Below are 26233 nucleotides of genomic sequence, written 5' to 3'. Positions count from 1 at the left end.
TCAGCGCGGACGACGGGTGCGCCAGACGATCAGGGCAATCACAGCGGCAATGATCGGAATACCGGCAAGCCAGTAAGGAAACAGCGGCGCAGCGCCGCCAGGGGTCACACCACGTCGCCCGCCCCATGGCGTGACGGTTGGCGCCGGTGTAGGAACCACGTCCTGCGCCAGGACTTCTGTGGGCATCAACGTCCAGATCAGTGCTGCAACCAGGACTGCCAGCGCGACCAGAAGCGCCAGGATAAGACGCTTTGGTGGAAACGAGCGATTCATCGTTTGTATCCCCCAGTGATGACTGTCATCTGCACCAACCGGCATATCTGCGCGCCAGCATCTGTGTCGCCGCGCGCACTCCTGTGCAGCGCCCCTTACCCTCGGCTGAGGGTCATCTTATCGCCTTTGACCATTCGGTTGCGGGTTAGCAGCGGGTTCGGAGGATGGCGCACCGAAACGCGGCGGGAGCGGCGGCATACCCTGCTGGCAGCCGCGCGGCAGGGGATCAGGCGGCGTGACGCCAAAATACGCCTGCATAATCTGCGTCACCGCCGGCACCGCGATCGTGGCTGAACCATCATTCATATCACCGGCGCCCTCGACCAGCACCAGCACCTCGATTTCCGGGTCGTCGTAAGGAGCGAACCCGACAAACCAGGCATGGCTCTGGCGCACCTCACGCGTTCCTCTGCCATCGGGTGCGGGAATGGTGATCAGCGGACCAAATTCGGCAGTGCCGGTCTTGCCGGCGATACTGAGACCGGAACACTGATCACGAGCGGCGATGTTCGGTCCCTCGGTGACCGACAGGCGCATCCCTTCACGCACGACCTGGAAATGCTTCGGATCGATCGGGATGCGGCGGATCAGTTCAGGCTGAACCTCACGGATGACATTCCCGTTTGTATCGGTAATGGCGCGAACAATCTGCGGACGGTAAAGCCATCCATCGTTGGCAATCGCGGCTGAGGCCATCACCAGTTGCAGCGGGGTCACCTCCAGGTTGCCCTGCCCGATGGCGGCATTGTAGGTGTCGCCCGTGGTCCACGCCGAACGCAACACACGCTGCTTCCAGGCCGGAGTCGGCACACGCCCGGCTTCCTCACCCCGCAAACGCACGCCGGTCGGCTCGCCGAAGCCGAACCAACCGAGACCTTCTGCCAGAGTGGAAATCCCCAAACCCTTCTCGATCGTCTGATCTTCCGGTTTCAGGTTGATCACATTCTCGCGGTTGCCGCCCGCCACCGACATAAAGAAAATGTTCGACGACACCTTCAGCGCCTGACGCACATCGATCTTGCCGTTGTCGCGCGACGAGGCGTTGACATACTGGTAGACGACGCCAGGCACATACTGGTCTTCCACCAGCAATCTTCCGGGATCGCGGATCGTTGTATTCTCGGCGATCACACCCTGTTGGAGCGCGATGGCGGCATCGAACGGTTTGAGGGTCGAACCGGGCGGATACTGACCGCTGATCGCGCGGTTCGTTTGCAGCGACAGGCGCGCCAGTTCTTTCTGCTTCTCCGGATCGCGGGGGAAGAACAATTCCTGAAGTTCAGCACTGCGCGCCGGGTCCCAGATATTGTTGTCGTAAGCGGGCCAGTTGACCATCGCTAGAATGCGTCCGGTTTTCACCTCGACAACAATCGCCACACCGCTGCGGATCGGGTCGTAATTGCGCTTATAAGCGAAACGGTCAGGCATTGCCTGGCGACGACGCTCGCTTTCATCGATCCAGTTGCGCAGGATCCGCTCGGTCTGATACTGCAATTGCGCATTGATCGTCAATACCAGATTATACCCATTGCGCGGCGCTTTAATTGTCTGTGGCAGGCGAACGGGGCGACCGAGCGCATCCACCAGCACTTCCTGCATGCCGAGTTGCCCGCGCAACTCTTCTTCATAACTGGCTTCGACGCCGAACTTGCCGATGCGGTCATCGAGCAGATAGCGCGGCAACCCCAATTCGTAGGGATTGATCTGCTTTTGAATGATGCCACACTCAATCGAATTGCCAATCGAGTCAAGCAATCCGCTCATCCATGAGCGCGCCGGGTTCTGGCGCACCAGTTCACACTGATTCACGCGGCCGATATACCCCAGAATGTACGACAGCGACGGCGTTTCGGCGCTTAGCGGATAGCGTCGGCGGTAATCCTGTTCGATCACGACACCCGGCAGACTGGCAGCGTTCTCGATCAGCGCCAGTGCAATGGCATGAGGAATATCCTCTTGAATGGTCAATGTCTGATATCCTGGAATATTGGCACGCTCGACCATTGAGGCAACCGGGTTTTGCAGAGTTGTCACATCGCTATACGCCGTCGAGAGACGCAACGCATTCAGCGTCATCTGAGGCGACACGGCGACGCGCATCCACGCGACCGGCGGTTCCAACGGCGCGATCGTCTGTTCGCCGACGACCCGGATGAGTTCTTCGCGCAGCCCCAGATTGAATTGCAGCGCCGATGCCGGTGAAATCGTCAGCGTTACGGTGAGCGGAGAGGACGCCAATGCAGGAGATGTATCGAGCGTTGCCGACGGCGTGGCAATCTGTATCAGGCGATCATAGCGAGTAACCAGTTCATCGATTGCTGCGCGTTGATCGGGTGTGATTGCGAGTGATGCCGTCAGCGGCGGTTCGACACGCTGTGCGCGAGCGACGGCATCGGCGCCGAGACCCCGGATCAGATCGCTGCGCAGCACCGGGTCGCGGTCGAGTGCGGTTGCGGGAGAAACGATCAGGGTGCTGGTAATACCGATTGCCTGACTGAGGTATGCAAAGACCTGCGCCCGCGACGCAGGATCGGCAGGCAGATCGGCGGGACGGACGGCGACGGTGTAGATCGGAACGGTCTGCGCGAGCACGGTTCGTCCATCGCCGGCAAAAATCTCGCCGCGCAACGGGCGCATCGGCAGATAGCGTATAACGCGCACTGCTGTTGTATAACGGAACTGATCCGCCTGCGCCTCGACCAGTTGCAACTGATAGAGCCGCCCGACGAGGATAGCGAAGATCAGAATAACGGTGATCTGGAGAACGAGAATACGGTTGATTCTCATTGGGTATAACCCGTATTGCAGTACCTTGGGGCGCGGTCTCGCCGCCGGGCGCGGGGCGCTGCACCCCTACGTACACCCCTCTTGCCTCACGCCTTGCACCTCACGCCTCTAATACACATCCACCGGCACGCTCCGCCGCACCCGGTCTTCATACCGGCGAAAGAGCAGATAGACCGGCAGAGCGGGGATGGTCGCCATCAGGGTATCAGGCAGGAGCACGTACAGTACATACGCCTGAGGATCAACCGGCGCGACCAGCAGCGTGGAGAGGAGCGCATACACCCCATGATAGACTGCGCTCCCCAGCGCGACCCCGACGACCGGCACAAACCAGTTATCACGGCTCAGACGAACCAGCGCCTGGGTTGCCACAATGACACCTGCAAGCAACGCCAGCGTATGCAGACCGAGGAGCGTCAGGGCGCACAGGTCGAGCGCCAATCCCCCATAGAACGCCCAGCGCGCAGCAGAAGTCGTTCCGGCAATCAATCCATGGACGATCGTCAGCAGCAGGATCAGATTGAACGGTATTCCAAAGGGGCGCGGCAGCAACGCCGTCTGCACCAGCGCCACGACCAGCAAAGCCGCGAGCAACGCCGTTTCGTAGGCAATCACTTCTTCGATTCGTCGCTGGCGAGAATGACCCATGCGTAGCGCACCCGATCCGGATCGACAAACGGACGCACGCTGGCGATTCGATCGTGCCCGGTATCCTGTAACGTTTCGATAATCCCGACCGGCACATTTGGCGGCACGGACGCGCGCGGCAGATCGATTGACAATTCTGCCGAGAGGCCGGCTGTCACCACGGTATTGCCAACGGTCAGCGGCGCATCACGCGCAACCGAATGCAGCAGCAGGCGCGATCCGCGTTGCCACTGCCCCTGCACCACACCGCGCACCACATCGTTTTCGTGATACACCTGGGCGCTCAATGCGCTGCTGTAGTCTGTCACAAGCAGGACGGCGGCGGTACGCGGTCCAACCGCTTCGACGACGCCGATCAGGGCAGGCGGATTACTCCCTTCGCGCGCGATCACTGCCATTCCCGGCTGCACTCCCTGATCGGCGCCGGCGGCAATCAGCACCAGGCGGCGCCCGCTGTCGGGAGTGAGCGCAAGAACATCCACCCCCAACAACTGCCAGGGATATGCCTGCTCGATGCGCACCTGCTCGCGCAGCCGGGCATTTTCGAACTTCACCGCCTCCGCCTCGATCAGGCGCGCCTTGAGGTCGGCGATCTCGGCGCGCAGCGCCTCGTTTTCCGCCTGCAACGCCGGATCATCGTTCAGTTGCCGGGTGGCAGCGCGTATCCAATCACCAACCCCCTGCAACCTGCCCAACACCGGGCTGATGAACGTTTGCGCGTGGGTGCGCAGCGGACCCAGCAACCCCGCCTGATCGGCGGCCAGGATCGCCGCTGCCGCCAGCACGAGCAGAATCACCAGCAACGGCGAGCGCCGCGCCGGTTGGGACAGGCGATACGAGCGATCGCGCAGCATGGGCGGCTCTCATCAATAACGGACACGACGGGTGCGTTGCGTACTGGTCAGGATATCGCGATACACCGGATTTTCGAATTCCTCGACCATTTTCCCTGCGCCGCGCGCCACACACGAGAGCGGGTCCTCCGCGATATGCACCGGCATCTTGGTTTCTGCGGCAATCCGCCGTTCGAGACCGTGCAGCAGCGCGCCGCCGCCGGCGAGCACAATACCGTGCTCCATAATATCCGCCACCAGTTCGGGGGGGGTCTCTTCGAGCGCGGCGCGCACCTCGGCGACGATCGCATTGACCGGACCAGCAATGCCTTCCCGCAATTCGACGCTCGAAATCTCCACCGCTTTCGGCAAACCGGTCAGCAAATCGCGCCCGCGCAGCACAACCCGGATCTCTTCATCGAGCGGGTAGGCGCTTCCGGCGGTGATTTTGACCTTTTCCGCCATGCGCTCGCCGATCAGCAGGTTGTACTCGCGGCGGGCGAACTGGATAATCGCCTCATCGATCTCATCGCCCGCCGTGCGGATCGAGTGATTGATCACGATCCCGCCAAGCGAAATCACTGCGACTTCCGTCGTCCCGCCGCCAATATCGACGATCATCGAACCGACCGGCTCATCCACCGGCAAGCCGGCGCCGATTGCCGCCGCCATCGGCTCTTCCACGACATACGCCTCGCGCGCGTTGGCATTCAGCGCCGCATCGCGCGCCGCGCGCATCTCGACCTGCGTCACGCCCGACGGCACGCCGACGACCACGCGAGGGCGCGGCGACACGATGCCGAGCGAACGGTCGTGCGCCTTGCTGATGAAGTACTTCAGCATCTTTTCGACAACCTCGAAATCGGCGATGACCCCATCCTTCAGCGGGCGCACCGCGATGATATTGGCAGGCGTTTTGCCGACCATTGCCTTGGCTTCTGCGCCGACGGCTTTGACTTCTTTGGTCTTTTTGTCGATCGCAACGACTGATGGTTCGCTGATGACGATCCCCTTGCCACGCACGTGAACCAGGGTGTTGGCAGTTCCGAGATCGATGCCAAGGTCGCGGCTGAGCGCGCCGAAGAATGAATTGAGCGGGTTAAACCCCACGCGGCCCTCTTCCTGAATCTCTACCGGCTTACACCAGAATGGCTATGTTATGTCCATCCCTCTGCTGGCGCGCATTATACCACACTGCGTTGTTACAAGGTTGCATCGATATTGCAATCATCGACGCCTGTCGATCACACGCGCAGGCTGGTATACTTAGACATAGAGACATCGTCGGTGCGCCGGGCGCCCTGCGCGATGCCGTACCATCGCACTCCATTCGGGTTCCAGCCCGCATCAAGTATGATCGAAGCCTCCAATCTGCACAAAGTCTTTGGCGCATTTCACGCTGTGCGCGGCGTATCGCTCACCATTGATCCGGGCGAAGTCGTTGCCCTGCTGGGACCAAATGGCGCCGGTAAAACGACAACGGTTCGTATGCTGGGCGCGATCCTCCGGCCATCGGACGGGTACGCGCGCGTGGCGGGATACGACGTGGTGGAACAGGCGCGCGAGGTGCGCCGGGTCGTCGGATTGCTCACCGAGTTCCCCGGTCTTTATTTGCGCATGCGCCCACAGGAATACCTCTGCTTCTTCGGCGCATTGCAGGGCATGGCAGCCAGCGACAGCGCGCGGCGCGCCGAGCAGTTGCTGCGCCAGTTTGGGCTATGGGAAGCGCGCGACAAGCGACTCGACAGTTTTTCAAAAGGCATGAAGCAGAAGGTCGCCCTGATTCGGGCGCTCATTCACGATCCGCCGGTGCTCTATCTGGACGAGCCGACGACAGCGATGGACCCGCACAGCGCCCGTCAGGTGCGCGACGCAATGCTGGAACTGCGCGCGGCGCGCCGCACCATTTTGCTCACAACCCACAATCTGACCGAGGCGGAAGAACTTGCCGACCGGATTGTAATCATCCGGCATGGCGCGATCGTGGCTGAGGGCACGTTTGCCGAGTTGACCCGCCAATTCCTGGGAGCGCCACGCTGGGAATTGCGCCTGGGAATTCCCGCACAACGCGCCACAGCCGTACTCGATGGGCTGGCGCCGATCGAGCGCATCGATGGTGAATGTGTGTACTACCATACCGACGATGCACGGCACGTCAATCCACAGATCGTCGCGCGGCTGGCGGATGCCGGAATCCCAATCGTTGCCCTCAATGAACTGCCACGCCGCCTGGAAGATGTCTACCTCGAAATCGTCGCCGGCAACCGGCGCGCCGATGCAGCGCCCTTCGCGGAGCAACCTGCCGAATACAATGGCGCGCCGGTTGGCGGGGAAGCGGTAACGTTGAAGGTTGAAGGTTGAAGATTGATTGACCTCCGATGTTATTAAGGACCGCAGAGGATGCGGAGGTTGAACGTATGTCGGGAGCAAGCGCAATTCGCATCATTGTTCGCCGTGAAGTCAATGATACGTTGACCGACTGGCGCATTCTTGTGCCGATCTTTATTCTTACGTTTGTGCTGCCGCAGTTATTGATCGCCGCATCGAGCGTGGCGATCGAGTTCGTTGGCGATCGCGGGTCGGTCATTCGCCTCATTCCCTTCGCCATGCTGCTGGTCGGCTTCATTCCCGCATCGTTTTCGCTGATCACGGCGCTCGAGTCGTTCGTGGGCGAGCGAGAGCGCAACAGCCTGGAAGCGCTCCTGTCGATGCCACTCTCCGATAATGCGCTCTACCTGGGGAAACTCCTTTCCGCGCTCATTCCGCCGCTCATGTCGTCGCTGCTGGCGATGACGATCTTTGGCATCTCGCTGCGGGTGCGCGAACCAGACCTCTTCTTCGAGGGTCTCACATTTGAGTATCTGGTCGTGGTGCTGCTTCTGATCCTGATGAAGTCGGTGGTAATGGTCGCCGGCGCCGTGATCATCTCCAGCCATACGACGAGCATTCGCGCCGCCAACCTGCTGGCAAGCTTCGTGCTGCTGCCGACGGCGGCAACCATTCAACTCGAAGCGCTGCTGATCATTGCACGCCGCTGGGATGTGCTCTGGCTGGCAGTCGTGCTCCTGCTTGTCATCGCTGCGGTGCTGACGCGCACCGGGATGGGGGCGTTCAACCGCGAAGAAATCCTGTCGCGCGAGCACGAACAACTGAACCTGCGCCATATCGCCCAGACGTTCATGACATTTGTGCGCGAATATCGCCCGGCAGGCACGCCGCCGGAAACATATGCCGGAACGCCGTTCTCATTGCGGCAGTTCTACCGGCATGACCTGCCGGCGCTGCTGCGCGACTACCGTCTGCCGTTGCTGGTGGCATTGCTGGCGGCGGTCGCCGGCGCACTCTGCGGGCCGTTTCTCGGCGGCTTCTTTGACCGAATCGGACAGTCGCCGGGGCGCGTCGGCATCACGCCCGAACCGGATCTGGCGCTCGGCATCCTCACCGGCATTGCCAACAGCGCGCGCCTGCTGATCACGGCGCTGCTGGCAACCTTCACGTTTGGCATCTTCTCGCTGATGGTGCCGTTCTTTGCCTTCGGCGGCATCGGGTACGTCGCCGGGGCGCTGATGGCTGGCGGCGGCGATTGGCTGACGCTGGGATCCAACAGCCCGCTTCAGTTCGTGATCGGTTATGTGCTGCCGCATGGCCTCATCGAACTGCCGGCCGCCATCCTCGGTGCGGCGCTCGGCATCCGTATCGGCGCCGCCGTGATGGCGCCGCCGAAAGGATTCACCGTCGGGCAGAATCTCCTCTGGTCGCTGGCACAGTTCGGCAAGGTGTGGCTGTTCGTGATCCTGCCAATGTTTCTGCTGGCGGGAATTGTGCAGCAACTGATCACAACCCGCATCCTGGCGGCGCTGTACGGATGATTTGACGCAACGCCAAAATCTGACTACAATGTGCAAGTTAGAGCGGTGGAGCGCCGCTTTTTTGCGTGAAGTGCGAGTCGCGCCATGTTTGAGAGTCTCTCCGACCGGTTGCAGGCGGTCTTCCAGAAACTCGGCGGCAAAGGCAAACTGACCGAGGACGACGTGCGCGAGGCGATGAAGCAGGTGCGTATCGCGCTGCTCGAAGCCGACGTCAACCTCAAAGTGGTGCGCGAATTCGTCGCGCGCGTGACGGAGAAGGCGGTTGGCGAAGAAGTCACCAAGAGCCTGACGCCGGCGCAGCAGGTGATCAAAATTGTGCACCAGGAATTGATCGACCTGCTTGGTCAGGCGAATGTGCCGCTCGCCGAAGCGCGCCCGGGTCCGACGATCATCATGCTGATCGGCTTGCAGGGTTCCGGCAAGACGACGACTGCCGCCAAACTGGCGCTCTGGCTGCGCAAGAAGGGCAAACGTCCGCTGATGGTCGCCGCGGACATCTATCGCCCGGCAGCCATCACCCAACTCGAGTCGCTGGGGCGGCAACTCGGCATTCCAGTGCATTCGGCGGGAACTCAGGTCCGCCCGCCAGAGATTGCGCGCAATGCCCTGCGCCGTGCGCGTGACGAGAGCATCACGCACGTCATTATCGACACCGCTGGCCGGCTCCAGATCGATGAGCCGCTCATGGTGGAACTCGAGGAGATCAACGCTGCGGTCGAACCGGTGGAGCGCCTGCTGGTCGTCGATGCGATGATCGGGCAGGAAGCGGTGCGCGTCGCCGAAGAGTTCAACCGGCGCGTCGGGTTGACCGGCATTATCTTCACCAAGATCGATGGCGATGCGCGCGGCGGCGCCGCGCTGTCGGTGCGCGCGGTCACGGGCGTGCCGATCAAGTTCCTCGGAGCGGGAGAGAAAGTCGAAACCAGCACGATTGAGCCGTTCCATCCGGATCGACTGGCGTCGCGCATCCTGGGGATGGGCGATGTGCTATCGCTGATCGAGCGCGCCGAAGCGATCTACGATGAAGAGCAGGCGCGCAAGATGCAGAAGAAACTGACCAAGGGATCGTTCGATTTCGAGGACTTCCTGGTTTCGATACAGCAGATGCGCAAACTCGGTCCGTTCCAGCAGATTCTCGCCATGATTCCGGGGCTCGACAAACTGGCACGCGAAGAGATCGTCACCGAAAAGGACCTGAAGAAGATCGAGGCGATCATCTTCTCGATGACGAAGGAAGAACGCCGCAACCCGGACCTGATCAAGGGGCGACGCAAAGAGCGTATCGCGCGTGGCAGCGGCACAAAGGTGCAGGAAGTGACGCAACTGGTCAATCAGTTCCGCCAGATACAGCGGATGATGAAACGTATGGGCGGTAAAGGCGGCATCGACCCGCGCGAGTTGATGCGCCGACTGCGTTAGTCAACAGGAGTGGAGGAAGAATCAGCGCAATGGTTACTATTCGTCTTCGTCGCATGGGCAAAACCAAAAAGCCGAGTTATCGTCTGGTCGTCGCCGATTCGCGCTCGCCGCGTGATGGCAGGTTCATCGAAATTGTCGGGCACTATAATCCGGTGCGCCAGCCGAAAGAATTGAATGTGAAGGCGGATCGCGTGCGTTACTGGCTTGGAGTCGGCGCTCAGCCATCGGAAACGGTCGTGCGCCTGCTGAAACAGGTCGGGGTCCTTGATGCCGACGGCAAACCGGTCGCACCGGTTGAGGGGTGAATCCGTATGAAGGCGTTGCTGGAATACCTGGTGACCAGCCTGGTCGATCACCCGGAAGCAGTGACGATCAGGGAACGCACCGGCCGCTATACCGTGACCTATCAACTGACCGTCGCGCCCGACGAGACCGGCAAAGTCATCGGGCGCAGCGGGCGGGTTGCCAAAGCTATCCGCGACCTGATGAGCGTCGCAGCAGCACGGCGGCATAAGCGCGTCCACGTCGATATCGAATAAAACAATGGAAGATCGTCCGTCTGCTGATGAAGTGCTGCTGATCGGCACGGTGATCGATGCGTTTGGGCTGCGCGGCGAGATCAAGGTTCGATCAGCGACGGATCGCGTTGATCACCTGCGTCGTCACGTGCAGACCGTTTTCGTCGGCGCAGAGCGTCGCCCTTTTGCATTGCAGCACGTTCACACGCCCAAAGCCGGGGTGCTGATCCTGACGCTGGGCGGCGTGACTGACCGGACGGCTGCCGAGGCGCTGCGCGGCGCAGAGGTGAGCATCCGCGAAAGCGATGCCGCACCGCTCGATGTCGATGAGTACTTCATTCATCAACTGTATGGCTTGCGGGTTGTCGAGAGCGGTGGCGCCGAGATCGGCTTTGTGCGTGAGGTGCTGCAAACCGGCGCCAACGATGTGATCGTCGTCGAACGACGTGGGCGCTCCGATACGCTGCTGCCAATGATCCACGAGGTGGTCGAGCGTCTCGATGTGGCCGCCGGGCAGATTGTGGTGCGTCTGTTGCCGGGATTGATCGATGATGACGGTTGACCTCTCGCCGATTTGCCGACCCGAAGGGTCCACCCGCTATGAGCAACAATGACCGCGCGCCAGAGGCTATCCTGCGCATCCCGGGTTTTGATCCGGCAGCGACGCCCATTGTCAGCCTGGGATTAGGTATTGCGGGCGTCCTGCTGCGCTTCCGCCCGCGCCTGGCGCCATTGCCGCTGGCGCTTACGGCGGTTGCGGCGCTCCTCTGCCGCGATCCTGAGCGCGCAACGCCCGAAGACGCCGATGCGCTCTTCGCACCTGCCGACGGGATTGCACACGGCACGAATGAACTCTACGAGCATCGCTTCCTGCATACCGACGCCGTTCAACTGACGATCGACGTCTCGCCGTTCGATGTGGCGGTGCAACGCAGCCCGGCATCGGGCATTATCGACTATCTGGAGCATCACCCGACAGACCTGCTCCCCCTGCGCATCCCACACGACGCGGCCCGACGCGCTGAACGACTCTTTCTTGGCATTTCAACGGCGTGGGGACCGCTGCTGCTCGTCATTACCACGCACCTCCCCGGGCAACATATCACGCCGCTGGTGCGCCTGGGCGATCGGGTGCGCGCCGGTCAGCGATTGACGCGCGTGCGCTTTGGCAGCCGTGTCGAGCTGCTGGCGCCACGTGACCTGATCGAATGGCAGCCTGCGCCTGGAGCACGACTACGCGCCGGAGTGTCGCTCATCGGGCAGGTCGTGCTGCTGTAGCGCGCCGCTCTTCCAGTATTGCGCGACCGCCCTGCGCAACGATGCCGAACGCAGACGTTGCGCCACACCAACCGGGTAGCCAATCATCTTGGCAACATCGCCGACCAGTCGGATCACCGGAATGAGCAGCGCAACCCGCAGCGCACCGGTGGCATCCAGTGCAGGCGCGCGTCGGTGGAGTCGCCACAACGGTGTGCGCACATACGCACCCACGCCCGCCGCGATCAGCGCCAGTGCCCAGGGATGTCGCCGGCTTGCCAGCAACAGCATTGCTGCAACGCTATACGTCGCGTAGCGAACGACGTGGCGCAAAGTCCACAGACCGGCGACGCCGTCGCCGCGCGCGTAGAAGTAGTATTGCCTCGCAAAAGCGGTAAGCGACGAGCGCGGGCGAAAGAAGACCAGCGCATCGGGAGCGAAGGCAAAGCGAAAACCAAGGCGTTTGAGCGCCAGCGCAAACAGCACATCCTCGCAGTGATTCGCCCACTCCGGATAGCCGCCTGCCTGTTCCCATGCCTCACGACGAAAAGCGCACGATTTCCCGAACGGCAAAAAGCGCGCCGGGTCGATCTCTTCCGCCTCACGGTAGTTAGTGGCGCCAAGCGTGAGTTCAAAGAGACTGGACGGCGCGGGGCGGAAGAATCCCCCAACCACATCAGCAGCGCCCTGCCGGATTGGCGCCGTGATGCGTTCCAGCCAGTGCGGATCGAGACGCAGCCCGGCATCGGTACAGGCAATAATTGCGCCGCGCGCATGGCGAATGGCATTGTTGCGCCCCGAGGGAATATTGTGCCCCCCCCGCACCAGACGAATGGGCGCTCCTGCTGCAATGTAGCGGGCAATGATCTCTGGTGTTGCATCCCGGCTCTGGCAGTCGTTGATCACGATCTCGTCCGGTAACAGCGATTGCGCCAGCATGGAATCGATCAGTTCAGCAATGTTGTCCGCCTCATCGCGGACGGTGCAGATCAGGGAGATACAGAGAGCATCCATACCTGACAAGACTCCGTTTATCTAGAGGGAGGCGACCGGCGACCATCGCCAGCCCGCGGCGTATGGAACCGGCATACCCTGGCTGGCGGTTGAAACCGCCCCTTGGGGGCGCGTGCGCGCCAGGCGTCGGCCTGCGCCGATGCTGTCCCACCCGCGCAGGCGGGCTTCGCAACCGGAGCCCGCGGCTTCAGCCGCCGGGCTACAAGGCGGATAGCGGAATAATTTCTCAAACTCCGTCAGCCGCCGGACGCAATGCGAATACGGATTATGTTGTAAATATTCACCAACCCGAAGCATCTAATGAGCGGAAGGACCATCATCCATGATCCAGCGACATCTTATCCTTCTCCTGATCATACCGGCAGTGATCGCTGCGTGCAGCGGAACGCCATCTGCCGCACCTGCGCCGGAACAACCGGCGAGTATTGTTCCCGCTGCTCCAGATGCCACGCAGACAAGCGCCATAGCGACGCCAGCGCCGGACGCTCCGGCGTCAGCGACCGACGCGACCGCGCTGGAACGAGGGCGTACACCGGAAGGATACCACTATTTAGGGAAAGCCGATGCGCCGGTGACTATTCTGGAATTTTCGGACTTTCTCTGCACTGCCTGTGCGTTTCACGTGGAAGAGACCGAACCGGCGATCATCGAGGCATACGTTGCAACCGGAAAGGCGCGGATTGTCTATCGGCATCTCCTGCAACTCGGCGAGGAGTCGCTGCGCGCCGCAGAGGCGGCGGAATGCGCCGGCGATCAGGGCAAATTCTGGGAAATGCGCGATGCCATCTATCGCAACCAGGTATCACTCTATACCACTGATGACGTTGGCGCAGCGCTGGCATATCTGGCGCAGACGATCGATCTTGACTTGACCGAGTACAACGTCTGTGTGCAGTCGCGCAAGCACCGTGCGCGCATCGAAGCCGATTTCCGCGCTGCTCAGGATGCTGGCGTGCGTTCGCGTCCGGTGTTCGATATTGCTGGCGAACGACTGGTGGGAGCACGACCGTTCGAGGACTTCCAGGCGATTCTCGAGAAGCAGTAGGACGCTTCCGGCAGGGCACAGGGAGCGGGTTGACACCTTACACATGGAGCGTTTCTGGCAAGCCTTTCGATCGCATCGCCCGCTTCAGGGCGCGAGGACGCTGGCACGTGCGCGGTTCGACAGGCTCACCGCAGGCGGTTCGACAGGCTCACCGCAAGCGGCAGCGTCTCGCTCCTATGCCTCTGCACCTGAAAATCTCCCCATCTTATAGAGCGATCACCCAAAATCTGGACAATCGAGGACGTGGAGTGGCTGACGTTGGCTTCGACAGGCTCAGCCAACGTCAATCGCCAGACGGTCAAATTGTGTAATACTCACTTGCAGTCAGTCAGACAAGATGTTCGCGCGTTGGTTGTTCAAGGCGTAACGGTCAACGCGCACCGGCAATAATGGTTTTTGAATACGTATTCCGCTATCCGCTCGTCCGCCCGGCGACTGAAGCCGTGGGCTACGGTTGCAAAGCCCGCCTGTGCGGGCTGCACCGGGCGATACCGAATTCTTTTCTCAGAAACCATTATTGACTTCACTGCAACAAGCGGTAACCACGAAGGTCACCAAGGGACACCCAGGCAATGCGCTTTATGTTTCTTCCCCTTCGTGCCCTTGTTCGTGCCCTTGGTGGTTAAGCCTTTGTGCAGTGGTCTCATGATTGTCCAAATGACCGCGTATTAGTATGACATCCGGTCATTCGCTCTATTCGAGGACCCCTGCTCTCCCTCCGTACCGTCATTCAACTCACTGACAGGCTGGACACAACCCATACACCTCGAGCCAGTACCCTTCGATTTTGAAGTTCAGCCGGCGCGCCAGATCGCCAAGAAGCGTCTCGATGTCACATCCATCGAACGAAACAACCGACCCGCACCTGCGACAAATCATGTGGTGCTGGTGACCGGGTTCGACCGGCACATACGCATGTTCGCTTGCGGCATGCGCTTCCTTCGCGGCGCTCCAGTGAACGCGCGAGAGCCAGCCATCCTCAACCAACAAATCAACGGTGCGATAGATGGTCGCGCGCCCAATCGGACCCGACTCGCCACCAAGATCGCGGAACAACTGCTCGGCGCTAAACGGCTGTGAGTATTGCATGATCCGCTCAAGGATGGCGCGACGCGGGGCGGTCACTCGATGTCCGTGCGCACTCAGGTCTTTGAGCACGTTCTCAGCCCACGACATAGCCATATCCTCCTTCTGATACCAGTTTTCTCAAGGACGCCGCCGGCAGTTGTCGGCTTCCGGCATTCCACAGGAAAATGGTGTAAGATATATCCTTGATCGAACATTATATCACTGTTACGAACTGAGCGATAGTATGAATAATGCATCAAACCGCCCACCAACGTCATCATTTTTGATCATCACAACAATAGTGGGCCTGAGTGCGGTTATGACGTTGCAAACTCTGACCGGTTCACCGCCACAGACGACTGCCCAGCAGGGATACCCGGCGCCTGCAACCGCAACCAATCTGGCCTACCCGCCGCCAGAAACATCGACCGCGACCCGCGCCCCTGCCACAACAACGCCGGTCGCGCCAGCCAGTCCGACGGTTTCTGCCACAGCAACCGGCGCGCCGGTCACGCCGACAGCCACGCCGGTCGTCCGTCCAACGCTGACGGCGGCGCCTCCACCGACCCGTATTCCGCCGACAGCGCCGCAATTCTCACAATCTGCTGAGGTCACGCCGACGATGCCAGGCATCGTGGAATGCGCGCCCGGTCAAACGATTATTATCAACGGCGTCGCCGCGCCATATGCACCGCTGTTGCTCTCTTTCGGTCCACGGATCGTCAGCGGAGGAAGCGCGCGCGCATCCGGCGATTTTGCAATCCCGCTCATCATGGGAATGGAGCGCGCGGGGGAGTATCAGGTAACCGTGCGAGTGCGCGGCACAAATCAGATCGTTCGCTCGCTGACGTGCCGGGTTCCGCCAACGACCCCGACGTCCGTGCCGCGCCAGTTACGGTAACCATGTATGATAGAAGCAGCGGCACGCAAGTCGCATACTCATTTGCATCTTGACATGGTTCGTGCTATGTTCTATCGTACGGCAGATGCAGGAGGAGCAGTGCAGGCAGTGGACATTGCCCACAATGATGCGCCCTGGATAGAATGGGAACACCTTTTGCGCAGGGCGCTCAGCGTCGTCGTCTCCCTGTCGGACGATCAGTTGCTGCTGATTCGCGATCTCCAAGGTCGCTCCTTCCGCCCACGCGAACCAGCGCCGGGAGTGACGCCGCGCATCGGCGCTGTGCTGATGGCTCTGTACCCTGATGACGCCGATTTACGCCTGCTGTTGACCGTGCGCAGCAATCAGGTCGCCAGTCATCGGGGGGAAGTATCGCTGCCCGGCGGCGCTACCGACCCGGAGGACGACGGACCGGTGGCGACGGCATTGCGCGAATGCGCTGAGGAGTTGGGAATCACGCCTGAGACAGTGAACGTGCTTGGAACGCTGACATCGATCTACATTCCACCGAGCAATTTTCGCATTACACCAGTGGTAGGATTATTGCGCACATTGCCGCACCTGACGATCAACCATCATGAAGTGGATCGGGTCATTACGGTCAGCCTGCCGGAATTGCTCAATCCTGCAACGGTTGTCGTCGAACGCTGGACACTGCACGGACACGAGGTTCTTGTGCCATACTTTGCGATTGCCGGATACAAAGTGTGGGGCGCAACTGCGCTCATGCTCAGCGAACTCACAGCCCGGATGCGAATTGCCAAAATCGCGTATAATGCAGGAGCATCCTGAGACAGAAGGAGCGAACCATGACTCTGGATGAAGCGATTGCCGATCTGTCGCAGCGGATCAAAAACGTCAGCCCCGATGCCGTGCTCAAGGTGCAGCGGCGTTCTGCCGAAGAGGCGGCAATTCGCGCGTATGCGCCAGCCGATCACGAGGAGGCGATCCGCTCGGCAACACAGGAAATAACGCTCAAATTGCTCACCGAAGACGGACTGGACGTGCAGGTGTTGGTCTACGACATTGCCACATCGTTGCCCAAGGAACAGTAGTAGAATGACGTGAGCGCTTCTGGAATAACGAGAAACGGGTGTTGGCATGATCTCGCTTGGTCAATTGGGAAAAACCGCCGGCATTATCATCGGAACAGCGGCAGGGCTTGCCGGCGTTGGGGCGATCGCAGCGTTGCGTCGACCGCTGCCGCGCACATCCGGCACCCTGCCGCTTCCGGGGTTGCAGGCGCCGGTTAAGGTGATTCGGGATCGCTGGAGTGTGCCGCATATCTATGCTTCCACCAGCGAAGACCTGTTTATGGCGCAGGGGTATGTGCATGCCCAGGATCGGCTCTGGCAGATGGAGTTTCAACGCCGCGCCGCATCCGGGCGACTGGCTGAGTTGTTAGGCGCAGTTGCGCTCGACTCCGACCGACTCGTGCGCGTCCTGGGCTTCCGACGCGTTGCAGAACGTGAGGCAGACTCGCTGGATGATGAAACACGCCGGCTGGTTGAAGCATATGTTCGAGGAGTGAATGCTTTCATCGAACAGCATGCCGGCAATCTACCGATTGAGTTTACCGTCCTGCGCCTGCGCCCTCGTCCCTGGAGCATTGCTGATGTGCTGGTGTGGGGCCGGATGATGGCGCTGCAACTATCGCGCAACTGGCGTGAAGAACTGGTGCGCGCGCGCCTGATTGCCGCCGTCGGCGCTGAGCGCGCAACCACGCTCGAACCACGCTACCTGGATGACCATCCCATCACTGTGCCTCCCGGCGTCCAGTACACCCCGACAATGGGGCAATCCGCCATGGACCGGGCGGACGCCGCCGCTCGTTTCTTCCCGGATGGCGCAGGGCAGGGCAGCAATTCGTGGGCAGTCGCTGCGCATCGCACTACAGGCGGCGGACCGCTGCTTGCCAGTGATCCGCATCTGGCAATTACCATGCCGTCGCTCTGGTACGAAAATCATCTGAGCGGCGGCGATTTCCATGTGACCGGCGCCAGTATTCCGGGGACGCCTGGCGTTGTTATCGGGCACAATGAACATATCGCCTGGGGGATTACCAACAGCGCCAATGATGTTCAGGACCTCTACCTGGAGAAATTCGATCCGACCGATCCGACCGGGCTGCGCTACGAGTACCAGGGACAGTGGGAGACCGCCGACCTGGTGCGCGAAGAGATCGTCGTGCGTGGTCAGCGCGAAGTGGTGATCGAAGAGGTGCGCATTACCCGCCACGGTCCGATCATTAATGCGCTGACCCCCGAAACCACACAAGGCGGCTCGAACGGGGAGGCGCTGCGTGCCGAGCAACCGCTGGCAATGCGCTGGACGGCGCTGGAACCTTCTCGCCTCATGCGATCAGTCTTCAAACTGAACCGCGCACGCGACTGGGAGAGTTTTCGTGAGGCGCTGGCAGATTGGACCGTTCCGCCGCAGAACTTCACCTATGCCGATGTCGAGGGGAATATCGGCTATGCACTCGGCGGCGATATTCCGTTGCGCGCCAAAGGCGACGGACGTCTGCCTGTGCCCGGCTGGACGGGTGAGTATGAATGGGTGGGCATCATTCCGCATGCTGAACTGCCACACGTGCTGAACCCGCCGGAGGGGTTCGTAATCACCGCCAACAACCGGATCGTCGGCGACTCCTATCCCTATCCGTTCCCGGCAGAATGGCTCAATGGCTACCGCGCCGAGCGCATCCGGCAATTGATCGAACAAACACCCCGCCACGACGCCGAGTCGTTTGCGCGTATCCACGCCGACGTGCGCAGCCTGCCCGGACTGGAACTTGCGGCGCTCGCCGGGCGCCTCCCTGCCGATGAACCGCTGGCGCAACAGGCGCGCGATGCGCTCGCCACCTGGAACGGGGAACTGAGCGCCGAGAGCATTGGCGGTACGATCTATTCACGGTTGCGCGAGCGTCTGCTGAGCACGATCTATGCCGATGCCGCCGCAGCATTCGATTGCGTGGTCGGGTTGGGCGCGTTCGCAACGCTTCCCGGACGTGATATGGCGCATCGAACGTTTCCGCGCCTGCTTCGCCGCCTGATCGAGCGAGATGACCGTTTCTTCGGCGAACGCACCACCGATGAGATCCTTACCGCCGCCTGGAACGCAACGCTGGCGGAATTGCGCGCTGAACTCGGCGACGATGTCACTGCCTGGCGCTATGGGCGCATCCATTCATTGACCATTCGCCATCCGCTCGGTGCGCTCCCTGCACTGGCGACGATCCTCAACCGCGGACCATTCCCGACCGGCGGCGATCTCGATACGGTGAACATGGGCTATCTGCCGCGTGAATTCGCCGGTCCGCCATTCTATATTGCACCGTCGTATCGGCAGATTTGCGATACCGCCGATTGGGATCGGAGTCAGAGCATGCACCCAACCGGTCAATCGGGGCATCCGGGCAGTCGCCACTACAGCGACTTTATTCAACCCTGGCTCAATGTGCAGTATCACCCAATGCCCTGGAGCCGCTCGCGAGTCGAAGAGGTTGCGGCGAACCGCATGACGCTGCAACCGGCGGAGGAACAGGTTACGAGCGCTACCGTGCCAGCAGGGAGTGCGCTATGAGACCGATGCGTCGCATCCCTCCAGGTCCAGGGCAGGAGTCGGTGTGGGACTACCCGCGTCCGCCGCGGATCGAACCGACATCGCGCCATGTGCGGGTAGTGTTCGGCGGCGTGACGATTGCCGATACCCGTCGCGCATTGCGGGTGCTGGAGACGAGTCACCCGCCAACCTACTACATTCCGCCTGAAGATATTCGGATGGAGTATCTGACGCCAACCGGCAAACAGTCCTTCTGTGAATTCAAAGGCATGGCCGGCTACTACACGGTGCAGGTCGGCGAACAGCGCGTTGAGAACGCAGCGTGGTTCTATGCCCGGCCTTCGCCCGGGTATGAGGCGCTTGCCGGGTATGTTGCGTTCTATCCGAGCCGTATGGACGCCTGTTACGTCGATGATGAACAGGTGATCGCGCAGGAGGGCGACTTCTACGGCGGCTGGATCACCTCCGACATCGTCGGACCATTCAAGGGCGGTCCGGGAACGTGGGGATGGTAGCGGTGTGATCCATGTGCGCGAGAATGCTACGGATCAACGCCGCAATCTTTGGCCGCGCTACAACGCCGGCATCGAGCACTTCCTGGTGATTGGCCGGCGGGCCATCAGGCAACGCCAGGTTGGTAATCAGTGAAAGCCCCATGCAGCGCATCCCCATATGCCGCGCCACGATAACCTCTGGAACTGTCGACATGCCAACCGCATCGGCGCCGAGCAGACGACACATGCGCAACTCGGCGCTGCTTTCGAACGCAGGACCCGACAGCATCAGATAAACCCCTTCACGGAGCACGAGATCCAGACTCTTCGCCGCGCGATGCGCCAGCGCCAGCAACTCACGGTCGTAGGCGCCGACCATTGCCGGGAACCGCGGACCCAGACGATCCTCGTTTGGTCCGCGCAACGGATGATGACCTGCCAGCCCGGGGAGGAAGATATGATCGGTAATGAGCATCAGATCGCCAACGCGCCAGTCGGCGTGCAACCCGCCGGCGGCATTGGTCGTCAGGAGCGTAGTACAGCCGAGGGCATGCAGCACACGCACCGGAAATGTCACCTGCTGCATGGAGTGCCCTTCGTAAAAATGGAACCGTCCGCGCATCACCGCGACCGGTTGGCCCGCCAGCATGCCGACGACCAGTTCACCGCGATGACCGGCGACCGTCGTGGGCAGGAAGCCGGGGATTTCGGCATAGGGCATAACGACGGGATCATCGAGATCATCTGCCAGTTCGCTCAACCCTGAGCCAAGAATGAGCGCAATGCGTGGCGCCAGACGTGTTTGAGCTGCGATAATCGAACGCGCACGTTCGATCTGAGACATAAGGTCGTTCACGTTATTCTTCCTGTACGAGCAGCCTGTATTGAGACATTATATACGGTTGAGCAATTCACGTTTTTTCTCCTCGAACTCTTCACGCGAGATCAACCCACGATCACGCATATCCGCCAGACGTTGCAGGGCGTGCGACACACGCTCAACGGCAGGCAGCGGCTCTTCCAGATCGAGATACGCATCGATGTCGTGCTGATCGATATAGGCATACCCGTGCTCAATATCATTGCGGGCATCATTCATTGCACGCTTGAACCCCTGCGGATCGGCCAGACTGTGGCATTGGCTGACACCCGACTCAGAGGCAGTAATGATCTCGATATCACCAAAATTCAAGAGCCGCCCTATCCAGCTCTGGCGCAGTTCCACTTCGTTGATCTTCTCGACAGGGATATCGATCGCCGTGGTGTTGAAGATGCCACGCAGCAGAATAACACGCCGATCAGTCACCACGCACTGTTCATTCGACCAGCGCAGGTAATCGAGAAAGGCGCTGCCAAGCACGAGGAGGCTGATAATCACACAGACAATCAGCACCAAAACGCCGACTTCCATCCCTGCCAGAGTTTTATCGGGAAATGCCACCTGTGAGACGACGCCAGCGGCGATCAATACGCCAATCAGCAACAATTCGGTCAGAATGTTACCGATCAACACAAACACATGTTGCCGGCCAATGTAGCGCACACGTTCACCACGCCCCAGGAGGGAGTCAATCGTGTTCATGGTCAACTCCTTGAGCGAAATAACGCATATCGATTGATCCGACGGATCGTGAGGCTTCGTGAAGATGCCGAACATCGTCGAGGAATGCGAGCGAACGCAGGTCACGTTCCAGGATATGGCGCAGATAGGCGCGCAGCAACGACTCCGCCTCGGCGCATGTGGCGGCTGATACACGCAACTCACCTGCAATCTCCGGCGGCTGTATCTGAAGGTAACGCAACACCTTAAACGCCGGCAGGCTCATCGGCAGCGCCCGGCGATCAGCGCCGGCGCACTGCGGGCAGAGTGCGCCACCCGCTGACGGACTGAACCGATCCGTCGCCTCGGTCAGCGCCACCCCGCACGAGGCGCACTCGTGCAACTGCGGACGGTACCCCAACGCATCAAGCAAATGCAACTCATAGGCGCGCAGGGTCAGATCGACGGCGGCGCCAGCGTCGAGTGCGCGCAAGACGCCGAGCAACAGATCGAAGGCACGCCGGTTCTCACTCTCTTCCTCAATCAGACGATCAGCCAGTTCGGCGGCATAGTACGCAGCGCCGATCCGTTCCAGATCGGTGCGCAGGCGCTCGAAACGATCAAGCGGGCTGCTCTGGGTCACAATGTGCAGATTGCGCCCAACTGCCAGCATGAGGGTCGTGTGGGTAAACAGCTCGATATGCCCTGCCAGGCGACTATGTATCTTGCGCGCACCTTTGGCGACCACACGCCGTTTACCAGACGGCGTCAGAGTCGTCAACACCCGATCCGCCTCACCAATATCGGATCGCCGGATGATAATGGCTTCACAACGATAAACTCGATCTCGCAAAGCGGCACTCACTTATACGCATTGCCAAAATAACATCCAGGCGCCAGATTGTCATTATAGACCCCGCAGCGGGTTCTGGTCAATGAGCAGATGGTCATCCTCCAAGCCATTCAGCACGCAGTTGTGCGAAGCGCCCCTCCCGAATACTCTGGCGAATGTCGCGCATCAGTTTCAGCAGGAAGGCGACATTGTGCAGACTGACGAGCCGAATGCCGAGCAATTCCTGCGCCCGAAACAGATGGTGAATGTAGGCGCGCGAGTAGTTCCGGCACGTATAGCAATCACACCACTGGTCAAGCGGTTCCGGGTCATCCCGCAGCGCGGCATTGGTCACATTCAGTTTCCAGCGACGCTCCGCAGGATACGCCGACGTATCGCGCACCAGCGCCGTCCCATGCCGGCCAAGGCGAGTCGGGCTGACGCAATCGAACATATCGATACCGCGCGCCACACACTCAATCAGATCATCGACATCGCCAATGCCGAGCAGATGGCGCGGCAGATGATCGGGCATATGCGGCACAGTCATATCCACGACTGCACGCATCTGTTGCTTATCGCCGCCAAGCGACCCGCCGATGCACAACCCATCAAACGGCAGATCACGCAGATACTCAGCGCTTGCGCGCCGGAGATCGGGAAAGACGCCGCCATGGACGATACCGAACAACGCCTGATCAGGATTCGGCGGCGCAAACGGCAACCCTCTCGTGCGGGTTTCCTGATGAAATGCCAGGCAACGTCGCTCCCAGGCGTGGGTGCGTTCCAGCGAGCGAGCGGTATAGTCGTACCCGGCGTGAAATGGCGGCAATTCATCGAAGCAGAGGATAATGTCGGCGCCAATGCCCTTCTGGACCTCGATGCTGCGTTCAGGAGTAAAGACGTGGGTCGAACCATCGATATACGATTTGAATACGACGGCATCATCGGTGACTCTGACCATACCAGGCTGCACCTGCTGCGTCGGGCGTCGGCCTTTGATCTCATCGGCAATGCCGCCATACACCAGGCTAAACACCTGGAACCCACCGCTATCGGTCAGGATTGGCCCATCCCATCCCATGAAGCGGTGCAACCCTCCCATGCGCGCAATCAACTCGTGACCGGGTTGAAGGTAGAGATGATAGGTGTTCCCGAGGATAATCTGCGCGCCGTGGTCGCGCACCTCATCAGGAGTCAGCGATTTGATCGAGCCGCGTGTGCCAACCGGCATGAACACCGGCGTCTCAATGGTTCCATGAGCGGTTGTAATCCGTCCGGCGCGGGCGCGACTATGCAGATCGCGCGCCTCGATTTCGAATGTCAGCGTCATAAACGTGTAAAAGAAACATCGCGAGCAGTAAAAAGAGGCTCTATTATACAGGGTTCCGCGCTACCCGGGCGAGGGTGAGGACAACATGCGCCTTACGGCGCCGCCGGGTTGGACGAAGCGCCATTGTACGCATTTTCGTTGCCGCTGCCGGAAGCGCCTGGAGTTTTGGTTGGAGTGCTGGATGCTTCGGCAAGATCAGGCGGCGTGTTTGGTTGATCCGTCGGCGACGGGGTTGGCGTCTCGGTCGGCACCGAGGTTGGCATCTCAGTCGGCGTCGGGGTTGGCATCTCGGTCGGCGCCGGGGTTGGCGTCTCCGTCGGCGCCGGGGTTGGCGTCAGCGTCGGGCGCGGCGTCGCTGTTGGGCGTGGCGGACGAGCAGTTGGCGGCGGTTGCGGCGTCGAACTGGCCGACGGCGGTTCTGTCGGAGGAATACGGATCGCCGTTGGCGGCGAGGTCGGGGTTGGCGATGGAGTATGCGTGGGCAATGGCGTATCCGTCGGCGGAACCTCTGTCGACTCTGCCGTATATGTTGCGGTCGGCGAGGGCGACGGTGCAGACGTAGGAGACGCGGACACAGGCGTGCGAGTCGGCAACGGCAGATTGGTTGCAGTTGGCGCACCCTGCGCGGGGGTTGGCGTCGGGCGTGGCGGGCGCGCAGTTGGCGGCGGAGTCACCACAGCCTGAGTGGAGTCCCCGCCGGATGCAGGATTTGCCTCAATAGCGGGAACAGGCTCAACCGGATCCACTGCCGGCACATCGACGGATGCCGGATTCGGCGCACTGGCGGATTCGGGAGTTTGCGTCGCTGGTGCTGGCGATGACGACGGGACTGTGGTTGCAGGCGGCGCTACCGTCGGTTCCATAACCGAGTCGATCTGCCCTTGCACGGCGCTAATCAGCGAATTGGCGCCCGGCGCCTTTGACGCGAGTTGTGATAGCGTCGCCTGTACCTCATCGATCAGCACAGCCACATCATCTGACACAGCAGCGATGCCGATCTGACGACTTTCCACCACCGCACCACGAACGTGCACGGAGAGCAAGGCAAAAGGTTCTTCAAGCAGTTGCGGGTCGATGGCATCACCGCTGGCAAGCAACGTTTCGATTTCCAGCATGCGACAGCGCGCATAGTCAATGTGCAATTTACTGCGCTGCACCGGGTCGGCAGCAATGGAGAGCGTCAAATCCTCGCGCGCAACTTTCCAGGCATACAGCGGATCACCGGGCAGGCTTTGCGCTGAAGCGGTGTCAACCGACGCCAGCAGCACCGTCACCGCCAGAGCGCCCACCAGCACACGCTGCACCGCTGCTTTGCGCAGAGGGCGCAGCAGATGCCGGGTTCTCTGCTGCTGTGCGAGCATCTGAGCGGCAATTGCAGAAAACTCCTGAGCGCCGGTTGGAAGCCAGCGTTCCAGTTCGGGCGGCAGCGGCAGCGTCGCTTCCTCGCGCACCATACCAGCTATCTGGAGCAACGGTTCGAGTTCTGCGGCTACATGCGGATAGCGCGCCAGACATTCATCGATGTGTGCGCCGCTCAACAAACGATTGAGCGCCTCATCGAATATATCGAGAACCACAGATTGTTGACCGTGACGAACCATTATTCACCACAACCGCAACGAACGCAGACAGCAATCAGGAAGCATCTGCACCGCCGACGGCACGAGCCATCAACGACTCAGCAGATGCATATTCCTGGCTGAGGATCTGCTGCAATGCTTGGATGGCGCGGTGTTGCAGGGCTTTGACTGCACCTTCCGTTTTACCAATCGTTGCTGCAATCTCCTGGTTGGTCATATCGCCAAAGAATTTCAACACCAGTACATTCTGCTGTTCAACCGTAAGTTGTGCAATGGCGTGTTGCAACGAAAGACGCTCAAACAGTGATGAAACTGCTTCCTGCCCGCGCGGATCGGTGACATCCGGCGAATCGTTGAGTGATGAAGCGGCTATCTGCCGCCGCCGCGCTTGACCGATCAAGACATTTCCTGCAATTGTGTACAACCAACCCAGAAACATTTTCTCGCCGTGATACTGTAACCCACCAATACCCTTTATCACGCGAATGAATACTTCCTGCGTCAGATCCTGCGCCAGCTCCGGTTCGCGCGTGCGAACGTACATGTAGCGCAAGATGTTCCTGGCATATCTGGCGTACAACTCGCCGAACGCCGCCGCATCGCCCGCCTGAGCGCGGACAATGACGGTTGAAAGTTCGACGTTTGCATCAGCAACCATATTCCCCTGTCGCCCGGTAGACGCACTGACGCTTCTGCCGCGCTGGTAAGAACAGGTTGCCTATTCAATACCAACGCGACGAAACAACTCGAAGTTACGCGCGATCTACATTAGAAAGTTAAGAGAACTTCACCTGCGTAGTAATCTGCCGCCCGCCATCGCCATTCCATCAAATTATAGCCGAACTGCACGCGCGGTGAAAGTAGTAAGGAGTTAAGGTTCAGTCAAAACTCAGATGTTCTACAGGCATGCACTACGACACGACGTTCTAAATGTTCAACGTTGTGACAATCCTGCCAGGCGGGAGGACTGGTCACGGTTTCTCTTCCCATATCTGAATCGCCGGAGAAGGGGAGTTGCTCACGCTGAAGCCGCGGACTACGATTGCCAAGCCCGCCTGCCCGACCCGCGCCCGGGGATGCGCCGACCCGCCTGCCTGCGTCTGCGCCTGTGCAGCCCCGCAGGGACCGGGGTGTCCTCAGCGAGGGCTTCAGCCTGCAGCGCCGCCTGCCTGCGCAGGCGCGACCTAGCGAGAGCAGAGAAACCGACGCCTGTGAACCCGCGTCACGCCCTTGCCGCAACTGCACAGACATACTATAC

The 26233-nt window shown here is 60.6% G+C and carries 26 protein-coding genes; 13 read left to right on the top strand and 13 right to left on the bottom strand.

The window, feature by feature from the left end; genetic code table 11:
* The 5 genes from AC3EA7_RS04575 to AC3EA7_RS04555 form a co-directional block, all read right to left on the bottom strand.
* Complete coding sequence (locus AC3EA7_RS04575; protein WP_488612854.1) at nt 1–273, bottom strand: hypothetical protein; 273 nt, start codon at nt 271–273, stop codon at nt 1–3.
* A gap of 117 nt (nt 274–390) precedes the next feature.
* Nucleotides 391–3060 carry a penicillin-binding transpeptidase domain-containing protein gene (locus AC3EA7_RS04570; RefSeq protein ID WP_488612853.1) on the bottom strand — a complete coding sequence of 890 codons (2670 nt, stop codon included), beginning with the start codon at nt 3058–3060 and terminating at the stop codon, nt 391–393.
* Nucleotides 3061–3168: 108 nt separating this feature from the next.
* Nucleotides 3169–3708 (bottom strand): hypothetical protein, encoded by a 540-nt coding sequence (locus AC3EA7_RS04565; RefSeq protein ID WP_488612852.1) that lies wholly within the window; start codon nt 3706–3708, stop codon nt 3169–3171.
* Complete coding sequence (gene mreC / locus AC3EA7_RS04560) at nt 3672–4562, bottom strand: rod shape-determining protein MreC (protein ID WP_488612851.1); 891 nt, start codon at nt 4560–4562, stop codon at nt 3672–3674. The genes AC3EA7_RS04565 and mreC overlap by 37 nt, the downstream gene beginning before the upstream one ends.
* Before the next feature lie 12 nt (nt 4563–4574).
* Entirely contained in the window at nt 4575–5651 is a 1077-nt protein-coding gene (locus tag AC3EA7_RS04555; RefSeq protein ID WP_488612850.1) for a rod shape-determining protein, read from the bottom strand.
* A gap of 243 nt (nt 5652–5894) precedes the next feature.
* On the opposite strand from AC3EA7_RS04555, the gene AC3EA7_RS04550 reads away from it, so the two are divergent.
* The 7 genes from AC3EA7_RS04550 to AC3EA7_RS04520 all read left to right on the top strand — a co-directional run bounded on the left by AC3EA7_RS04550 (nt 5895) and on the right by AC3EA7_RS04520 (nt 11625).
* The gene (locus AC3EA7_RS04550; protein ID WP_488612849.1) at nt 5895–6902 is read left to right on the top strand and encodes an ABC transporter ATP-binding protein; all 1008 of its coding nucleotides are present in this window, start codon (nt 5895–5897) and stop codon (nt 6900–6902) included.
* A 56-nt stretch (nt 6903–6958) separates the two neighbouring features.
* Nucleotides 6959–8410 carry a stage II sporulation protein M gene (locus tag AC3EA7_RS04545; RefSeq protein WP_488612848.1) on the top strand — a complete coding sequence of 484 codons (1452 nt, stop codon included), beginning with the start codon at nt 6959–6961 and terminating at the stop codon, nt 8408–8410.
* Between the two features lie 84 nt (nt 8411–8494).
* The gene (ffh, locus tag AC3EA7_RS04540; RefSeq protein WP_488612847.1) at nt 8495–9829 is read left to right on the top strand and encodes a signal recognition particle protein; all 1335 of its coding nucleotides are present in this window, start codon (nt 8495–8497) and stop codon (nt 9827–9829) included.
* A gap of 29 nt (nt 9830–9858) precedes the next feature.
* A complete protein-coding gene (rpsP, locus tag AC3EA7_RS04535; RefSeq protein WP_488612846.1) occupies nt 9859–10134 on the top strand; it encodes a 30S ribosomal protein S16 in 276 nt (91 codons plus the stop codon).
* Between the two features lie 6 nt (nt 10135–10140).
* Entirely contained in the window at nt 10141–10368 is a 228-nt protein-coding gene (locus AC3EA7_RS04530; RefSeq protein ID WP_488612845.1) for a KH domain-containing protein, read from the top strand.
* 4 nt (nt 10369–10372) lie between these two features.
* Nucleotides 10373–10909 (top strand): ribosome maturation factor RimM, encoded by a 537-nt coding sequence (gene rimM / locus AC3EA7_RS04525; protein ID WP_488612844.1) that lies wholly within the window; start codon nt 10373–10375, stop codon nt 10907–10909.
* 38 nt (nt 10910–10947) lie between these two features.
* Entirely contained in the window at nt 10948–11625 is a 678-nt protein-coding gene (locus AC3EA7_RS04520) for a phosphatidylserine decarboxylase (protein WP_488612843.1), read from the top strand.
* Here AC3EA7_RS04520 and AC3EA7_RS04515 read toward each other — a convergent pair.
* Nucleotides 11581–12618, bottom strand: coding sequence for a glycosyltransferase (locus AC3EA7_RS04515; RefSeq protein WP_488612842.1), 1038 nt, complete (start codon nt 12616–12618; stop codon nt 11581–11583). The genes AC3EA7_RS04520 and AC3EA7_RS04515 overlap by 45 nt on opposite strands.
* 322 nt (nt 12619–12940) lie before the next feature.
* Between AC3EA7_RS04515 and AC3EA7_RS04510 the strand changes: the two genes are divergently transcribed.
* Nucleotides 12941–13663 carry an Rcas_1661 family thioredoxin-like (seleno)lipoprotein gene (locus AC3EA7_RS04510; protein WP_488612841.1) on the top strand — a complete coding sequence of 241 codons (723 nt, stop codon included), beginning with the start codon at nt 12941–12943 and terminating at the stop codon, nt 13661–13663.
* A gap of 735 nt (nt 13664–14398) precedes the next feature.
* Here the strand turns inward: AC3EA7_RS04510 and AC3EA7_RS04505 are convergent.
* Entirely contained in the window at nt 14399–14845 is a 447-nt protein-coding gene (locus tag AC3EA7_RS04505) for a Fur family transcriptional regulator (RefSeq protein ID WP_488612840.1), read from the bottom strand.
* Nucleotides 14846–15050: 205 nt separating this feature from the next.
* Here AC3EA7_RS04505 and AC3EA7_RS04500 point away from each other — a divergent pair, with 205 nt between their 5' ends.
* The 5 genes from AC3EA7_RS04500 (at nt 15051) to AC3EA7_RS04480 (ending at nt 19711) form a co-directional block, all read left to right on the top strand.
* Complete coding sequence (locus AC3EA7_RS04500; RefSeq protein WP_488612839.1) at nt 15051–15632, top strand: hypothetical protein; 582 nt, start codon at nt 15051–15053, stop codon at nt 15630–15632.
* Nucleotides 15633–15698: 66 nt separating this feature from the next.
* The gene (locus AC3EA7_RS04495; RefSeq protein WP_488612838.1) at nt 15699–16424 is read left to right on the top strand and encodes an NUDIX hydrolase; all 726 of its coding nucleotides are present in this window, start codon (nt 15699–15701) and stop codon (nt 16422–16424) included.
* Nucleotides 16425–16441: 17 nt separating this feature from the next.
* Complete coding sequence (locus AC3EA7_RS04490) at nt 16442–16687, top strand: hypothetical protein (protein WP_488612837.1); 246 nt, start codon at nt 16442–16444, stop codon at nt 16685–16687.
* A 46-nt stretch (nt 16688–16733) separates the two neighbouring features.
* Entirely contained in the window at nt 16734–19217 is a 2484-nt protein-coding gene (locus tag AC3EA7_RS04485; RefSeq protein ID WP_488612836.1) for a penicillin acylase family protein, read from the top strand.
* Complete coding sequence (locus AC3EA7_RS04480; protein ID WP_488612835.1) at nt 19214–19711, top strand: DUF427 domain-containing protein; 498 nt, start codon at nt 19214–19216, stop codon at nt 19709–19711. Before AC3EA7_RS04485 ends, AC3EA7_RS04480 begins: the two co-directional genes overlap by 4 nt.
* On the opposite strand, the gene AC3EA7_RS04475 is transcribed toward AC3EA7_RS04480, so the two are convergent.
* The 6 genes from AC3EA7_RS04475 to AC3EA7_RS04450 all read right to left on the bottom strand — a co-directional run bounded on the left by AC3EA7_RS04475 (nt 19680) and on the right by AC3EA7_RS04450 (nt 25633).
* Nucleotides 19680–20546: a purine-nucleoside phosphorylase gene (locus AC3EA7_RS04475; protein WP_488612834.1), complete on the bottom strand. Its 867-nt coding sequence runs from the start codon at nt 20544–20546 to the stop codon at nt 19680–19682. The two genes, AC3EA7_RS04480 and AC3EA7_RS04475, sit on opposite strands and share 32 nt — an antisense overlap.
* 36 nt (nt 20547–20582) lie before the next feature.
* Entirely contained in the window at nt 20583–21272 is a 690-nt protein-coding gene (locus AC3EA7_RS04470) for a PH domain-containing protein (RefSeq protein WP_488612833.1), read from the bottom strand.
* Nucleotides 21259–22083: a DNA repair protein RecO gene (recO, locus tag AC3EA7_RS04465; protein ID WP_488612832.1), complete on the bottom strand. Its 825-nt coding sequence runs from the start codon at nt 22081–22083 to the stop codon at nt 21259–21261. Before recO ends, AC3EA7_RS04470 begins: the two co-directional genes overlap by 14 nt.
* 94 nt (nt 22084–22177) lie before the next feature.
* A complete protein-coding gene (gene tgt, locus AC3EA7_RS04460) occupies nt 22178–23395 on the bottom strand; it encodes a tRNA guanosine(34) transglycosylase Tgt (RefSeq protein WP_488612831.1) in 1218 nt (405 codons plus the stop codon).
* A 92-nt stretch (nt 23396–23487) separates the two neighbouring features.
* Nucleotides 23488–24972, bottom strand: coding sequence for a DUF5667 domain-containing protein (locus AC3EA7_RS04455; protein WP_488612830.1), 1485 nt, complete (start codon nt 24970–24972; stop codon nt 23488–23490).
* A gap of 58 nt (nt 24973–25030) precedes the next feature.
* On the bottom strand, nt 25031–25633 hold the full coding sequence (locus AC3EA7_RS04450; protein ID WP_488612829.1) for an RNA polymerase sigma factor: 603 nt from the start codon (nt 25631–25633) through the stop codon (nt 25031–25033).
* Nucleotides 25634–26233 lie beyond the last annotated feature (600 nt).

This window comes from Roseiflexus sp. (assembly GCF_057785375.1).
This window is presented reverse-complemented; position numbering and strand designations above follow the sequence as displayed.

Coding starts and splice junctions, on each gene's coding strand:
- AC3EA7_RS04575 (WP_488612854.1), bottom strand. CDS start 273: ATGAATCGCTCGTTTCCACCAAAGCGTCTTATCCTGGCGCTTCTGGTC.
- AC3EA7_RS04570 (WP_488612853.1), bottom strand. CDS start 3,060: ATGAGAATCAACCGTATTCTCGTTCTCCAGATCACCGTTATTCTGATC.
- AC3EA7_RS04565 (WP_488612852.1), bottom strand. CDS start 3,708: ATGGGTCATTCTCGCCAGCGACGAATCGAAGAAGTGATTGCCTACGAA.
- mreC (WP_488612851.1), bottom strand. CDS start 4,562: ATGCTGCGCGATCGCTCGTATCGCCTGTCCCAACCGGCGCGGCGCTCG.
- AC3EA7_RS04550 (WP_488612849.1), top strand. CDS start 5,895: ATGATCGAAGCCTCCAATCTGCACAAAGTCTTTGGCGCATTTCACGCT.
- AC3EA7_RS04545 (WP_488612848.1), top strand. CDS start 6,959: ATGTCGGGAGCAAGCGCAATTCGCATCATTGTTCGCCGTGAAGTCAAT.
- ffh (WP_488612847.1), top strand. CDS start 8,495: ATGTTTGAGAGTCTCTCCGACCGGTTGCAGGCGGTCTTCCAGAAACTC.
- rpsP (WP_488612846.1), top strand. CDS start 9,859: ATGGTTACTATTCGTCTTCGTCGCATGGGCAAAACCAAAAAGCCGAGT.
- AC3EA7_RS04530 (WP_488612845.1), top strand. CDS start 10,141: ATGAAGGCGTTGCTGGAATACCTGGTGACCAGCCTGGTCGATCACCCG.
- rimM (WP_488612844.1), top strand. CDS start 10,373: ATGGAAGATCGTCCGTCTGCTGATGAAGTGCTGCTGATCGGCACGGTG.
- AC3EA7_RS04520 (WP_488612843.1), top strand. CDS start 10,948: ATGAGCAACAATGACCGCGCGCCAGAGGCTATCCTGCGCATCCCGGGT.
- AC3EA7_RS04515 (WP_488612842.1), bottom strand. CDS start 12,618: ATGGATGCTCTCTGTATCTCCCTGATCTGCACCGTCCGCGATGAGGCG.
- AC3EA7_RS04510 (WP_488612841.1), top strand. CDS start 12,941: ATGATCCAGCGACATCTTATCCTTCTCCTGATCATACCGGCAGTGATC.
- AC3EA7_RS04505 (WP_488612840.1), bottom strand. CDS start 14,845: ATGGCTATGTCGTGGGCTGAGAACGTGCTCAAAGACCTGAGTGCGCAC.
- AC3EA7_RS04500 (WP_488612839.1), top strand. CDS start 15,051: ATGACGTTGCAAACTCTGACCGGTTCACCGCCACAGACGACTGCCCAG.
- AC3EA7_RS04495 (WP_488612838.1), top strand. CDS start 15,699: ATGTTCTATCGTACGGCAGATGCAGGAGGAGCAGTGCAGGCAGTGGAC.
- AC3EA7_RS04490 (WP_488612837.1), top strand. CDS start 16,442: ATGACTCTGGATGAAGCGATTGCCGATCTGTCGCAGCGGATCAAAAAC.
- AC3EA7_RS04485 (WP_488612836.1), top strand. CDS start 16,734: ATGATCTCGCTTGGTCAATTGGGAAAAACCGCCGGCATTATCATCGGA.
- AC3EA7_RS04480 (WP_488612835.1), top strand. CDS start 19,214: ATGAGACCGATGCGTCGCATCCCTCCAGGTCCAGGGCAGGAGTCGGTG.
- AC3EA7_RS04470 (WP_488612833.1), bottom strand. CDS start 21,272: ATGAACACGATTGACTCCCTCCTGGGGCGTGGTGAACGTGTGCGCTAC.
- tgt (WP_488612831.1), bottom strand. CDS start 23,395: ATGACGCTGACATTCGAAATCGAGGCGCGCGATCTGCATAGTCGCGCC.
- AC3EA7_RS04450 (WP_488612829.1), bottom strand. CDS start 25,633: ATGGTTGCTGATGCAAACGTCGAACTTTCAACCGTCATTGTCCGCGCT.